11 protein-coding genes are annotated in these 15,016 nt (G+C 39.1%); 8 read left to right on the top strand and 3 right to left on the bottom strand.

Going from position 1 to position 15,016, the window contains the following annotated elements; translation table 11 throughout:
* Nucleotides 1-2: 2 nt before the first annotated feature.
* Genes glmU through GVV19_RS01905 form a run of 3 tightly spaced genes read left to right on the top strand, consistent with a single transcriptional unit; the run spans nt 3 to nt 2,769 of the window.
* Complete coding sequence (gene glmU / locus GVV19_RS01915; protein WP_159641763.1) at nt 3-1,367, top strand: bifunctional UDP-N-acetylglucosamine diphosphorylase/glucosamine-1-phosphate N-acetyltransferase GlmU; 1,365 nt, start codon at nt 3-5, stop codon at nt 1,365-1,367.
* Between the two features lie 3 nt (nt 1,368-1,370).
* On the top strand, nt 1,371-2,336 hold the full coding sequence (locus GVV19_RS01910; protein ID WP_370456898.1) for a ribose-phosphate diphosphokinase: 966 nt from the start codon (nt 1,371-1,373) through the stop codon (nt 2,334-2,336).
* Nucleotides 2,329-2,769 (top strand): NUDIX hydrolase, encoded by a 441-nt coding sequence (locus GVV19_RS01905; protein ID WP_159645109.1) that lies wholly within the window; start codon nt 2,329-2,331, stop codon nt 2,767-2,769. The genes GVV19_RS01910 and GVV19_RS01905 overlap by 8 nt, the downstream gene beginning before the upstream one ends.
* A gap of 218 nt (nt 2,770-2,987) precedes the next feature.
* Here the strand turns inward: GVV19_RS01905 and GVV19_RS01900 are convergent, their stop codons facing one another.
* Complete coding sequence (locus tag GVV19_RS01900) at nt 2,988-6,107, bottom strand: UvrD-helicase domain-containing protein (RefSeq protein ID WP_159645106.1); 3,120 nt, start codon at nt 6,105-6,107, stop codon at nt 2,988-2,990.
* Nucleotides 6,104-8,512, bottom strand: a complete 2,409-nt coding sequence (locus GVV19_RS01895) for a PD-(D/E)XK nuclease family protein (protein WP_159645104.1) — start codon at nt 8,510-8,512, stop codon at nt 6,104-6,106. The genes GVV19_RS01900 and GVV19_RS01895 overlap by 4 nt, the downstream gene beginning before the upstream one ends.
* Nucleotides 8,513-8,621: 109 nt before the next feature.
* Between GVV19_RS01895 and GVV19_RS01890 the strand changes: the two genes are divergently transcribed.
* From GVV19_RS01890 to GVV19_RS01870, 5 genes are all read left to right on the top strand, one after another.
* Nucleotides 8,622-9,413: a hypothetical protein gene (locus tag GVV19_RS01890; RefSeq protein WP_159645102.1), complete on the top strand. Its 792-nt coding sequence runs from the start codon at nt 8,622-8,624 to the stop codon at nt 9,411-9,413.
* Between the two features lie 2 nt (nt 9,414-9,415).
* A complete protein-coding gene (locus GVV19_RS01885) occupies nt 9,416-10,171 on the top strand; it encodes an exodeoxyribonuclease III (protein WP_159635046.1) in 756 nt (251 codons plus the stop codon).
* A 103-nt stretch (nt 10,172-10,274) separates the two neighbouring features.
* Complete coding sequence (locus GVV19_RS01880; protein WP_159645100.1) at nt 10,275-12,023, top strand: DEAD/DEAH box helicase; 1,749 nt, start codon at nt 10,275-10,277, stop codon at nt 12,021-12,023.
* Nucleotides 12,024-12,129: 106 nt separating this feature from the next.
* Nucleotides 12,130-13,008 carry an ion transporter gene (locus GVV19_RS01875; RefSeq protein WP_159641535.1) on the top strand — a complete coding sequence of 293 codons (879 nt, stop codon included), beginning with the start codon at nt 12,130-12,132 and terminating at the stop codon, nt 13,006-13,008.
* 285 nt (nt 13,009-13,293) lie between these two features.
* Nucleotides 13,294-14,250, top strand: coding sequence for a hypothetical protein (locus GVV19_RS01870; protein ID WP_159641536.1), 957 nt, complete (start codon nt 13,294-13,296; stop codon nt 14,248-14,250).
* A 112-nt stretch (nt 14,251-14,362) separates the two neighbouring features.
* Here the strand turns inward: GVV19_RS01870 and GVV19_RS01865 are convergent, their stop codons facing one another.
* Entirely contained in the window at nt 14,363-15,016 is a 654-nt protein-coding gene (locus tag GVV19_RS01865) for a peptidylprolyl isomerase (RefSeq protein ID WP_159645098.1), read from the bottom strand.

Genomic DNA, 15,016 nt, shown 5'->3' with positions numbered 1-15,016 from the left:
TTATGAAAAATGCAATTGTACTAGCAGCGGGTAAAGGAACACGCATGCAGTCAAATAAAAACAAAGTAATGCATGAAATTTTACGCAAACCGATGATTGGAATGCTTGTAGAGAATCTTAAAAAAGTTGATATTGATAAGATTGTCGTTGTTACAGGACATCAAAAAGATGAAATTGAAGCATACTTAGGCGATAGTGTCGACTATGCAGTTCAAGATGAACAAAAAGGAACAGCAGATGCGGTTGCGAAAGCGACACAACTCAAAGATGATTCAGGATCAACCCTAATTCTCTTTGGTGATGCTGCATTAATTCAGCCAGATACTTTTACCCAACTCTTTGATGCTCATGAAGGTCATGATTTAACGATAATGAGTGCACAAGTACAAGAGCCGGGAAACTACCGTCGTATTATACGCGATAACCAAGGTCAAATCGATCACATCGTCGATTTTAGAAATCTGACAGACTCAGAGCGAAATATTCAGGAAATTAGTTTGGGAATCTTCTGTGTTAATAACGAACTTCTCTTTAAATATTTACCAGAATTTAAAGATGATACCAATACAGAAGAGATTAATCTAACGCAACTCGTTAAAATAATGAAAACGAATGGCCATAAGATTCAATCATTACGCGCTGAAGATTATCAAGAATTTATGGGTGTTAATGATCGATTCCAGCTCAATACCTCAATGCGTTGGTTACAAGAACGCATCAATGCACAGCATATGTATAATGGTGTCACAATTATAAGTCCAAGCGATACATATATTGGACCGGATGTTATCATTGAACCGGATGCGACGATTTATCCAAATACGCATATTTATGGTAAATCAATTATTCGCTCGGGTGCAACAATCTACCCAAACAGTTGGATCGAGAATGCAACCATTGGTGAAAATACTACCATCGATAGTTCTCGAATTACGGATAGCACAGTTGGTGCGCAAACAACAATCGGACCGAATGCCCATATTCGTATGCATTCAGACATCGGAAACAAGGTTCGCATCGGTAATTTTGTAGAAATGAAGAATGTAATCTTCGAAGATTTATCAAGAAGTGCACATTTAACGTATTTAGGCGATGCAAAAGTTGGAAAAGATGTTAATATAGGTTGTGGTGTTGTAACTGCCAACTATGATGGAAAGAATAAATACCGTACTGAAATTGGTTCTGGTAGCTTCATTGGAAGCCATTCTACGCTAATTGCGCCTGTTACAATTGGGGAAAACGCATTGGTTGCCGCGGCAAGTGCTGTTTCGGATGATGTCGAAGATGGAGCAATGGCCATCGCTCGTACACGCCAAGAGACAAAGCCAGGCTATGGAGAGAGATTCAAAAACAAAGAGGGAAAGTAGATTATGATGAGTGAAAAAAACACTGTAGTATTTGCATTATCGTCAAATATTGAATTAGCAGATGAAATCTGTGGACATTTAAATATCAATCGTGGAAAAATTGATGTCCGTCATTTTGCGGACGGAGAAATTCTGATTGAACCGTTGGAGTCGGTACGTGGAAAACACGTATACATTATCCAATCAACATGTGCTCCAGTAAGTGAGACTTACATGGAAGTCTTAATTGCAATCGATGCGTGTCATCGTGCATCGGCAGACGAAATAACAATCGTCATGCCTTATTACGGATATGCTCGTCAAGACCGTAAGGCACGTGCACGTCAACCGATATCTTCAAAATTAATGGCTAATCTGTTAACAACAGCAGGTGCAGACCGCGTTGTAACAATTGATTTACATGCGCCGCAAATTCAAGGGTTCTTTGACATCCCTACAGATGACTTAACAGCTGTAGCGATGATTGGACAATACTACCGTGCTAAAGATTTTACGGACGAAATTGTTGTTGTCTCACCAGATCATGGTGGAGCAACACGTGCTCGTAAATTATCAGATACAATTCCTAATTCAACGATTGCGATTATCGATAAACGTCGTACAAAACCAAACGTTGCAGAAGCAATGAATCTTATTGGTGATGTTAATGGCAAGATTGCTATTGTTATCGATGATATGGTTGATACAGCAGGTTCACTCATGGGTGGAATCGATATGCTATACGAAAAAGGCGCTAAAGAAGTCTATGCAGCATGTACTCATGGAATTCTTTCAGGACCAGCAGTTGAGCGTATCGCAAACTCACAAATTAAAGAACTACTCATCACAAATACAATTCCACTTCGTGAAGAAGCGAAGCATGTAGAAAAAATCAAACAAATCTCTGTTGGTTACATGCTTGCGAAAGCAATCGAAGCGATCCAAGATCATACTCCTGTAAGTACTTTATTTGACCTATTTAATGACTAATTTAACGTATAAGCAAGTTAATGTTGTGATTGTTTTCAATACCGATGAAACGGATGTCCTCATGTGTTTACGCATGAAGAATCCTTATCTCGGGTTGTATAACTTCTTAGGCGGTAAAAAGGAAACACAGGAAACAGATTTAGAGGGTGCCTACCGAGAACTTTATGAAGAATCAGGAATTTCAAAAAATAATATTGAATTAAAACCACTCTTCACAACTCAATATCATCAGGATGGTATCGAGCTCCAAGTATTTTATGGAACTTTACAAGATATAACGATAGCATTAGTTCCGGAAAAACACCCATTGCACTGGATACCGATAATAGGCACTGACTTTGCAGATGAAACCAAATTTGCGGGTCAAGGTAATATCAAGCATATGATAGAAATTATTCGTGAGTCCAAACAAAAAGAAGGCCTTGTCATTTAGACAAGGTCTTTTATGTGTGTTATTGACTAGAATAGTTGTGACGATGCAAAAGCCCTTGTGAATTTGACGCTAACTAACTTGATCTGTAACAAGGATATTTTGATATTTACATTGTGTCCTAAAAAATATTCAAGAATATCGGTATTCAAAAATGAATGTATATCTTAAAAGTGTAATAACTTATTAGAAAGTGCGAATTCAGTAGGAAAAAAAAGAGACTACGAAGTGTAATCTCTTTTTAAGTATGTTTGAAGGTGGAAGGAATAAATATATGCACTTACATGATGATTTGGGTAGTAACTACGCATCATCGCGATGTATCCATCGACTTGTGGTGCATAACGCTTCCAAAGTGTTGCAGCATCCGCATTATCACTTTTGAAATCTACAATTACAATTTCAGTGTCATCTTGAGCAAAAAAGTCGATGATACCCTCGCTGTTGGCGTCAATAAACGGAATTTCTTTTTCGATGATTGGTGCAAGATACAGTTGTTGGGTAAATGGGTGTGCGTTGTATGTCATCAGTGGTTGATGGAAACGTGCCTCAATAGACGAGAGGTCATCGTGAGTCCATGTGCGATTTGGGAGAGCCTCAATCGATTCGTGAAGAATCGTTCCATAGGCCATTCCAAATTCGGAGTATTTATCCGGGTCGAGCAGCGTATTTTGGGCAATAAGAATAGGCTCGGGAATCATTTCAAATGTCGTGTCAAAGGATTCATTCTGAACCACCGTTGTTTGACCTGGTAATGTTTCAGTTCCAATTTCTTCAGCATCGACAACTTTAAGAATTCGTGATGGAGGACTTGCTGCGAAGAGTAGTTCCGTCTTATTGCGATGTCCACGTAGAAGCGCACTGGAAAGTGGTTCAGGTTTAAATTCCTTTGTAACATCCACTAAAATGAGGTGCTTCTGTGGTCGGGTGAGTGCGACATAAAGTAAACGCAAAGACTCTTCAAGTTCTTCGTGGTCTTGTTTGTATTCAACAATGGTTCTAAGCATGTTTTTTTCTTGTGTGCGATAAGGCATTTGTATGTGATTTAAAGCGAGTCCAAGAGCATCATCAGAGACTAGCGTACTTGTATGGTCGCGTACTGTGTGTTTGCCAAGTCCCCACAAGAATACAATTGGAAATTGCAGACCTTTGGATTGATGAATTGTCATCGATGTGACGACATCAGCATCCTTGCTTAGTGGTGATGCTTCGCTGCTTGTATCATCTTTGAATTCACGGATAAAGCGGATGAAGCCCAGTAGCGTTGGGGTACGTGAAGCCTGATATTGAACGGCTTTTTCAAGTAAAAAATCAACATTGGTTTTATCTTGCAATGATAATTGTGTTTGATAGGTGTTACGCATCACAATAATATCTTGAATGATTGAGACGACATCTTTAGTGCGCCAAGTTCGAATTGCATCATGAATTATAAAGTGTGTTTGGGGATCCATGATCTTAAGTGCTTCCTTAATGGAAACATGTCCGGATAGCTTTAACGCAGCAATCTGATCGTCTGAATATCCGATAAAGACTGATTTTAGAACATAGACAAGATAAAAATCATGGCGGTTTAGCGCATAGTTTAAGATGTGGATAATATCTTGAATAACTTCTGAATTGTAGAAACCACTTCGATCATCAATGTAATGAGGAATGTTCGCAGCAGCGAAAGCTTCTTTTAGATACGCTTTGCTTGCATGAGAACGCACCAAGATGACCATATCTTTGAACGCATAGCCTTGCTTGTGAAACTTAATAATTTCCTGGGCAATATAATCGGCTCTTTGTTGGTTAACGGATGCCTCGAAATAACGATCACCACGTTCGATAATGTGAAATTCTACAGGATGAGAGTCTTCTGATTGTTGTGGAATTCCGACATTTACATGGTCATGTTCACTATACGATATCCCTAAAGAAAGGTTCATCAACTTATCAAAAACATAGTTGTTGTAATCTACGATATCTTTTTTGGAGCGATAATTAAAAGATAAAAACAAGTTCTGAGTCGTTGTATCTTTCATTAAGTCTTGCATGATATTCGGTTTTGCACCGCGGAAGCGATAAATAGATTGTTTAATGTCACCGACACGGAAAATATTGGTCCCATTAGAGATTAAACGAATAATTTCATCTTGGTACTCATTGGTATCCTGAAACTCGTCAACCATAATCTCTTGATAGCGGGGTTGAATTAATGTTGCGATTTCAAAGTTATTAACAGTAAGAATTTCTAAAGCGAGGGATTCAAAGTCGCTAAAGTCGAGACAGTTTTCGGCAATTTTAATGTCATTGTAGGCGCTCATGAAATCTTGTGTCATGTGCAGCAAGTTGGCGACATCATCATATTGTTCGTGGAGTAGTGCAAACTGTGCTTCTAACGGACGGTGATATTCTAAAATTTCATGAATACTATCCCCAAGCTGTTTGCGGGCTTTGGTATAGGCTTCATTTTTAGTGTCTGCATGGAGTTTGAAGTTGAAAAGATCTTGGAAGGAGTCATAAAAAAGAATATCGTGATTTTTAACTGTAGCTTCAACATCCAATAACTTTCCAAAAACATCGTTGAGCATTGTTGATTGGTCAAAAAACTTTACTTGTTTCTTGTCGTTGGCATCATAGGATGCATCCGCTATTGAAACCAAAGTCTGAATATTCGCCTTGATTGCTTGAATAGCGTGTAAATATTGATGGAAAAAATAATCTTTAAATAGAGGTGGTAATGCATCGAAATTATCGGTTTGGTAGAGGTTTAAAGTACGTGCTGCTTCTGCAAGCGGATCTTTTTTACTTAATAACCAAGATGCGGTTGCTTGCAGCGCATCTTTCAATCCGTCAAAATCAATTGGATTCGTCGAAAAGATATCCAGTAAACGTTCAGTTGCTTCAGGATTTGTTTGCAACCAGGTATCCAACGTCGCATCTAAAGCACGATTTTGAAGCAATGTAACTGATGCATCGTCTAAGATGTTTTCAGCACGTTCAGGATTCATGCCAATGATATAACCGTAGTTTTTAATAATCGTCAGGCAGAAGGAGTGAATCGTTGATATTTGTGCTGTCTCAACGAGAGCGATTTGCTCGGCAATAAATGGTGTTGCATGCGTTTCATACTCTTGGTTAAGAGCTGCAAGTAATCGTGTTTTCATTTCCGAAGCAGCAGCTTCTGTAAAGGTCATAGCGCACACTTCATCAATACGAACGTTATCGTGGATGATGCGTTTCATTAATCGCGCAATTAAAACAGTTGTCTTTCCAGCTCCGGCAGAAGCAGAAACAATAACATTTTGGTTCAATGCATCAATGGCAAGCTGTTGTTGCGGGTTAAACGTTGTCATGCTTCATCATCCTTTCTAAGATTAAGGTCTTTGTCGACTTCAATGGTGATGGCTTCCGGATCTAAGATACCCGATAATATATGAAATTGAATGGTATCGTAGACGTGGTGTAGGAGTGGTCTGATTTTGTCCATATCAAACGGCTTACGCCATAATCCCATACCAGCTTTCCCCAGACGCAGTCCTCCATAGTAGGCATCAGTTTCGAACGTGTCTTCAGGCAGATCAAACATCCAACCACTATATTTCTTTTGCTTTTTCCAAAGATCTTCCGCAAGTTCTTCATTGTGGATGACGCCTTTTGACATATTGTAGGAGAGTGGTGCAAGTGCAATATTACTGTTGCGCAGTCCAAAGTAAAAGACGCCCAGGACAGATTTACTAAATAATGTTTCGCAAATCATAGCGTACGTTAAGAGTTGGAGTTGCTGTCCCGACTGGACAGAACCTTGACTTAAAGATTGCGCTGTAGATTTGTAATCAACAATTAAAGCATGGTTATCATTCAAATCGATACGGTCAATAATACCGCGTAAGTGGATGTTCTTGAACAATGAATTAGCCTCAAACCACTTTTCAGTATCGGCGACATCAAACGACGATGTCGCAATTGATTCCTTCACAAAATCCATATTCATGGTCATTAATGCTTCATTACGACGCTGAATCATTTTAATTCTGTTAGAATCTTGCGGGAATACACGTCCGATTGAATCCCATGCATCATTGGGAAGTTGTTTATGCATCGTTTCCATAATGCGATGATTGATCGTACCAATAACACGAGGATCAAAGGTGAATTTTTCAGGTTCTCGTAATGCCAATCCACGTTCTACAAAAAATTGGTAAGGGTTGTTGATATACATTTGGAATGCCGAAATAGAGCCAACAATCTTTCCATCTTTCAAATAAATTTGTGGTGCGAGGTCAGGACTTAGGGAGCGGAGTACGGGTGTTCGTTCGCTAATTTGTTTTAATGTCCACGGTTCAAGTTGAATGTTACGATCAGCACAGAAACGTTCAATTGGATAGGAGACTTCAATACCCTTTCCTTCATACGATGACGCATGGTAAGACAATGTAAGGTTCGTGCTGTGTGAAAAAATTATGTTTTGTTGATCTAAAAGATATTGTGTGCGAACGTCGAGGCTCGGGAAGTTGTGTATTTGGGCAACATAACTTTCATCCAAGATGCCTGTTCGAGAAGCGATTGCTGGAAATTGCTTTGCGCTCAAACCAAGGACATAAAGATGCTGAGGTGCGAGATACGGCAATTCTCGAATATCAATCCATTGAATAATGTTTTGTGTTAATGCACGGCTCTGAACATTTTTAAAGTGATTGATAAAGAATAAATGTGTTGATGCGTCATAGAGATGCATGTGAGATTCTAGGAAAGACTTAATCGGACGAATATCAATGCGCGAATTAAGGGCAAGAGTGTCGTAGGCAAAGGCTAGGGCGCCAGCATAATCTTTGGTTGAAAGATCAAGCATAAATTGCTGTAACGTAAGTACGTCAGATTGAATATGCTCTTGAAGGCGATAGATTTGCGGATAATCAGGATGTGCTTGCGCATGATCAAACGGTTCAAACAATTGTGCGTATGTTAATTCAAAATGTTGAATGTAATAAACAAGGTCATCGATGAACTGTAATTTTAATGGATTCGCTTCAATAAGAGCTAAAACCGATTGAACTGAGTTGTCTAAAGCAAGTGTAACCATTGCAAGAAATTGTGCTTTTGCAAGATCAAAGCGTTTATCTGAAAATTTTTGGTGCAGACCATAGCGTGCGAGTGTTGCCTCAATCAATGCATGATGAGCATTGAAATTTGGAATGGCAACGACAGCATCTTTAATGTCATTGTCGAGAATATCCTGGATGACACTCTCAATTTCAGAACGAATGTTTAAAGCAACTCGAAAACGGATGGAAGTAGGATCCATTGGTAAACGCGAGGTAAGGGGAATCTGATGTCGCACTAAAAAGGCACGATGCGCATGCGAGAGGCCTTGGTCATATGCAATATATGATTGCGGTCCTACGATTGGTTCAGGAATCATAGTGCGAACAATTGACATCACCTGTGCAATTTCAAGTTGTAATGGTGTCGCCTTGGGCAAATCACTCAAGGATACACCATAGGCGTCCATGTCATCCAAAAGAGCCATAAACGATTGGATCGTTTTGGGGTAATTCAAAACGTCGTTTAATTTTGTAAATGTGTGGTTTTTTAAGGCATGATAAATAGCAACTTCAATCGATTTACGGTCCAAAGAAGCTTCGCTAAATGCAAAGTTAAAAGGGCGAACTTGGACACCAAGTGCAAATTCGCGACCTTCTAAAAGTGCCTTTCGATAATCATCAACAAGATGAGAAGCAGTAATATAGGTTTGTCTCATAAATGCCTCCTTACACACCATTATAAATCATAATCACATTCGAGTGTGACACACTTTCATTTCTTTTGAGAATGTGCCAAAATAAGAGTACATGGGGGGAAATATATAAATGAGTCTGTACACTACTTTGAAGGAAATAAAAGATTTCCGCGTAGGTGCTAAAGACTGTGCTTTCAACGGATATGTAGAAGATTATCTGAACCGGGACACTGTACAATTTAGCGATACGCTGGAGGGCATTTTGGAAATAGATTCTGAAGTGCGTGTGATTGAGGCATTTAGTGTTTTTATTAATAAAGAAGTGATTGCCAATAAAATTATAAGTTACAAGGATATTCATAAAATTCCAAAGTGGTATATTAAAGCACCACTTATTCTTTATACGGAAATAGAAGGCCGCGAGTTTGCAATGATTTTGGTCGATCGTAATTATTATGAAGCAAAAGGTATTTTCTTCAGTTTGACTGAGCGCGATGCATTACTCGAGCCGTTTGTTGATAATGTTATAGTGATGGATACATCCGATTCAGAACGAATCGTAGCCTTGTATTCCTTGCTGTTTGAAGGAAGGGCACGATGCTCAGTGCTCCAACGAGAGCTTGACCGTCGCTACTTTACGACACCGCAAGAATTGTTGGAACAAAGTCATGCTGAGAGTCAAAACATTAAAGAAACGCTCGAACTAAGTTTTGAAAATGATCCGAAAGGACGTGCACAACGGATTCATGATGCAATCGCATCCTGGTATCTCATAAAAAAAATGGTCTACGTTCAATACATGATAGACCGCGAAACCTTAATCAATGAAAATGAAAATGATATTAAGAAGCACCGTCAGAGTGCTAAACAAATGAGTTCAAGCATTGAATTCAAACCATTTAGTGAAATGTGGAGGCAATAGACATGAAATTGGTATCTTGGAATGTGAATGGATTACGAGCAGTAATGGGAAAAGATTTTGTAGGTATTTTTGAAAGTTTAGATACAGATGTTTTGTGTCTTCAAGAAACGAAAATGCAGGCAGGACAATTGGACTATCATCCGGAAGGATATCACGCATACTATAATTATGCGGTGAAAAAAGGGTACTCAGGAACTGCTGTATATTCGCGACAAGAACCACTTTCGGTCAAATATGGCATTGGAATTTCTGAGCACGATCAAGAGGGTCGTGTAATAACATGCGAATTTGATGCGTTCTACTTAGTGTGTGTTTATACCCCAAACAGTCAGCAAGAATTAAAGCGTTTAGAATATCGTATGCAATGGGAGGATGACTTCCGTGCATTCATTACAACACTGGAAGCAGATAAACCAGTTGTAATATGTGGTGACCTCAACGTTGCGCACAAAGAAATCGATCTCAAAAATCCAAGTACAAACCGTAAAAATCCTGGTTTTTCTGACGAAGAACGAGGACAATTTACGAATTTGTTGGATGCAGGTTATCTTGATTCATTCCGACATGTCCACGGAGATGTCACAGATCGTTACTCGTGGTGGAGCTACCGTGCAGCAGCGCGGAGTCGCAATGTAGGGTGGCGGATTGATTATTTTGTTGTTTCAGAGCGCTTACGTGATGCGATTGTAGGTGCAGATATCTATGATCAAGTTGTTGGAAGTGATCACTGTCCAGTCATGTTAGAACTTCAGGTTTAGAGTAGGATTCCTACTCTTTTTTTATAATAAGTACAGAAAATGACAAGCGTTTCTATTTATGTTATACTTTAACGCGTGTACTAGAAAAGAAGTAGGAAAATAAATGACATTTTTAGAATTAGGATTATCAGAGGAAGTCGCTCGCGCGATAACGGAAAAAGGATATGAAAATCCAACCGATATTCAACAGCAAGCACTCCCTATTTTATTAAATGGTCATGATTTATTAGCGCAATCTCAAACAGGAACAGGTAAAACTGCGGCGTTTGGATTACCAATCGTGACTGCAGTTGAGCATGTAGACAAACAAACACAAGCTTTGATCTTATGTCCAACACGTGAACTAAGTATGCAAGTAGCTGAAGAAATTCGTAGCTTTGCAAAATACAAAAAACTTAGTGTCGTAAGTATATACGGAGGCGCACCGATTGACCGTCAAATTAAAGATTTGAAACGTGGTGCAGATATTGTGGTAGCAACACCAGGACGTTTGATGGATCATATCCGTCGTCGTACGATTCGCTTAAACCACACAACAAGAATTGTTTTAGACGAAGCCGATGAAATGCTGAACATGGGTTTTGTTGATGATATTCGTGAAATTTTCGAATATCTTCCTGAAGAACGTCAAATGGCTTTCTTCTCTGCAACAATGCCTAAAGAAATTATTCGCTTAAGTGATGATTTCTTAGTTGAACCAGAACGTATTGCATTATCACGCAATAACTTAACGGTTTCACGCATCGAGCAACGTTACTATACAGTTGAATCAAACCAAAAAATTAATTTAGTAACACAATTACTACAAATTCATGACGCAAACGGAATCATGATCTTCTGTAATACGAAGAAAATGGTTGACGAGCTCACTACAGAATTAAATAAAGCAGGATTCCCAGCTTTAGGATTACATGGTGACATGAAACAAGAAATGCGAAGCATGGTTATGGGACGCTTTAAGCGAGGCATGGTTAAAGTGCTTATCGCGACGGATGTTGCAGCTCGAGGAATCGACGTTGACAGCATGGACGTTGTTATTAACTATGATGTACCGCAAGAACTTGAATACTATGTACACCGTATTGGACGTACTGGACGTGCGGGTAAAGAAGGATTGGCAATTACACTTGTAACACGCCGCCAACGCTACGCAATTCGTCAAATTGAACGTCTCTCAAATTCAGAAATTAAAGAAACACCACTTCCTACTAAAGAACAACTTAACGCAGTATTGGTGCAAAAACTTGCAGCTGATATTCGCCAATGGTCATCGGCAGAACGTGGTAAACTCTTTGAAATAGCATATGAAGGTCTTTCAAAAGAAGGCTTCACACAAGAAGAAATCATCATTGCATTCATCAATAAATCTGTTGCAGAAAATAACTTAGCAGCAATTAAAGGTGAAGCAGCAAGCAAACGTGTTCAAAACCGTGACCAATTCTCAAAAATCGCATTAACAATTGGAGGACGCCAAGGTATTTCGGCATCACACCTTGTTAGTGCAATTGCAACAGCCACAGGAATTCGTGGAAAAGATATCGGACGCATCATAATTGACGATACTGTTTCCACAGTTGAAGTTCCCCGTGAACATGCAACTTCAATAATGGAAGACTTGAAAAAAGTAACTATTAAAGGCAAAAACTTCGATACTGAGATGTTAGAAGTTGAAGCAATTCGTGAACCACGTCGTCGTGACCGTGGTGGAGATTCTCGCCGTCGTGATGGTGGTGGAGGCCGTGACCGCGGAAACCGTGGTGGCGATCGCCGTCGTCGTGGAACGGATTCGGATTCCAAACAAGCACGCTCTCGTCGTTACGACAATGAACGTCGTAAAGATCGCGGAAAATAGTAAAATCAAAACTCATAGGTTCGCTATGAGTTTTTTGTGGGAGTAATTCAGCGTATATTTATGAATACATGGTATGATGTGCATAAGTGATAAAAGGGGGAGTACTGTGGAAAAAAAACATCATAAAAAGTACAACAAATATCTCGAGCATCAAATATACAACTTGATTCGCCAAGATGAACATTCTGCACTCGCGAACGTCGTGGATGCCTTCTTAATGATTGTTGTATTAGTCAGTGTTGTCGTCGCATTTATCAGTACATTTGATTTACCAACTCATTACACAACAGCGATTAATACCATGGAAATGGTATTTGTCATACTGTTTACATTAGAGTATGCGGTACGACTTTGGACCGCTGATTTAATGTATCCGGAACTATCACCTACAAAAGCACGACTAAAATATGCAAAGAGTGGCATGGCAATTGTAGATTTATTGTCGATTTTACCATTCTATCTGCCAATGTTTGGACTCAGTGCGGGAGCAATGCGTGGCATCAAGTTGCTACGTTTGTTACGTGTGTTCAAGATTAATCGCTATACGTCATCATTAAGTTTGATCGGGAATGTTCTCAAAACACGAGCATCACAATTGTTATCATCGATAATAATTATACTTCTGCTAATGTTTATTGCTTCAATGTTAATGTATGACATTGAGCATCAAGCCCAACCTGATAAATTCAAAAACGCATTCTCGGCGATGTGGTGGGCAATGTCGACGATTACGACTGTAGGATATGGCGACATCTATCCAATTACAACGGCAGGGCGAATCTTAAGTGCAATTATCACCTTTTTAGGAATCGGTTTAACGGCCATTCCGACTGGTATTGTATCCGCTGGATTTATCGAACAGTCGCGAAAACTGGAAGCGCAAAAGGCACCAAAACTTAAAGTTGAACCACACCATAAATATTGTCCATGTTGTGGTCAGCCGTTACCTGATAGTGACGAAGCGTCTATAATTGATAATGTATAACATAAAATGTTTGGTGTTTGCGGACCGCTTGTGAAAACCGAATTAGAGACACTGAATGAAATCTGAGATTTTATGAACATGAATTGAAAGTACACATTGAATTCGATGTGTACGAAAGCACTTAAAAATACCTTAGTAAATATTATGTATTTTTTCACAAGTTAGTAAAAAAATTGATGTAACTTGTGAAAAGTATAGGTATAACCTAACAATCTCAATAATATGAATTGACCGAATAAACATAAAATTCGTACAATGGAAGAGCAGACACGGGAGGAATATGCAATGAAAAAATTAGTTGCTTTATTATTAGTTGGCCTTCTTGTATTAACAGGATGTGGCGCATCAAAGCCAAAAGGGCAAGATGTAAAAATTGGAACTGCAGTTACTGTTAAGGCAAAAGCCGCAGCACCAGAAGGGGACAAAAAAGGAAACTTCGAAACAAACGTATACTACGGAACAGTTGTATTGAAAGATGACAAAATTGCTCAAGTGCAAATTGACGTTGCTCAAAACAAACAAGCATACAACGCAGACAACTCAATTGAACCATTCAAATTTGACGGTTCAAAAAAAGTTTTAGGCGATGAATACGGAATGGTCAAAGCAAGTAAAATCGGTCAAGAATGGTACAAACAAATGGAAAATCTTGAAACTTGGATGACAGGAAAAACAGTTGCTGAAGTATTAGCAATGGAAACAGTAGAAAAAGATGCAGCTCACCCAGCTGTACCTGCAAATGCAGATTTAACATCATCAGTTTCAATTGATGTTTCAAACTACTTGGAAATTGTAAAATTAGCAGTTGAAAATGCAGTTGACGTAAAGAATGCAGCAACAGTAGGAAATGTTTCATTCACAACAGGCGCAGCTGACAAACTTGACTTAACAACAACAGTAGCAGCAACAGCATACGATCCAGATGGAAAAGTTGTATACTCATTCATCGATGCAGCACAAGTTACAGGAAAAGTTGAAAACGGTGTTGCTACATTGAACGAAGAAGTTCAACGTACAAAAGGTCAGAAAAAAGACGAATATGGTATGAAGATTGCAAGTTCAATCGGTAAAGAATGGTACGAACAAGTTGCAGCATTTAACGAATATGTTATCGGGAAAACACCAGCAGAAGTCAAAGCAGGTGCGGATGCAGATCTTAAATCATCAGTAACAATGGGCAAAACTCCATTATTATCACCAATTGAAGTCAACAACGAAAAAGCTATCGCTATTGTTAAATAATTATAAAAAACAAGCCTTCGGGCTTGTTTTTACGTATTGATGATTTTTGAATTAGGTCTAGAGATTTACACAAATCGTCTATTACTATAAAAAAAAGCTCCGTAAGGAGCTTTTAGTTTTTCTCAGGTGAAGGATATGTTACACCTTTAGTATCAACAGTAATTGATGCGATAACATTATCACTGTCAGTTGTTGGACGATCACTGCGGTCACGATCCAGTGCAGCAATTTTATCGACAGCTTCTAAACCACTAGTAACCATACCGAATGCAGCATAGTCTTTGTCTAGGTGTGGTGAATCTTTATGCATGATGAAGAATTGTGAGCCTGCGGAGTTTGGGTCTTGCGCACGTGCCATTGAAAGCACTCCACGATTGTGTTTTAAATCATTCGGGAAGCCATTGTTTGCAAATTCCCCTTTGATACCATAACCCGGTCCGCCCATTCCAGTTCCATCAGGGTCTCCCCCTTGAATCATAAATCCAGGAATTACACGGTGGAAAATAACACCATCATAAAAGCCACTATTTGCCAACGAGATAAAGTTGTTGACGGTATTCGGAGCAACCTCAGGATACAATTCAGCGGTGATAACATCGCCATTAGTCATTGTAATTGTAGCAACTGGATTGGTCTCTTTACTATAATCAGTTTTTGATTCGGTTTCTGTTTTCGTTTCTGGCAATGAAACGGGTTCTTCCTTTGGCTTGGATGAACAACCCACCAACAAAATGCCGAGAATCATAAGTACACTCAGTTTTTTCAT

The organism is Erysipelothrix anatis (assembly GCF_009828745.1).
Taxonomy (GTDB): domain Bacteria; phylum Bacillota_I; class Bacilli_A; order Erysipelotrichales; family Erysipelotrichaceae; genus Erysipelothrix; species Erysipelothrix anatis.
Note: the sequence above shows the minus strand (reverse complement) of the source record. Positions and strands in the feature narration are given on the sequence as shown.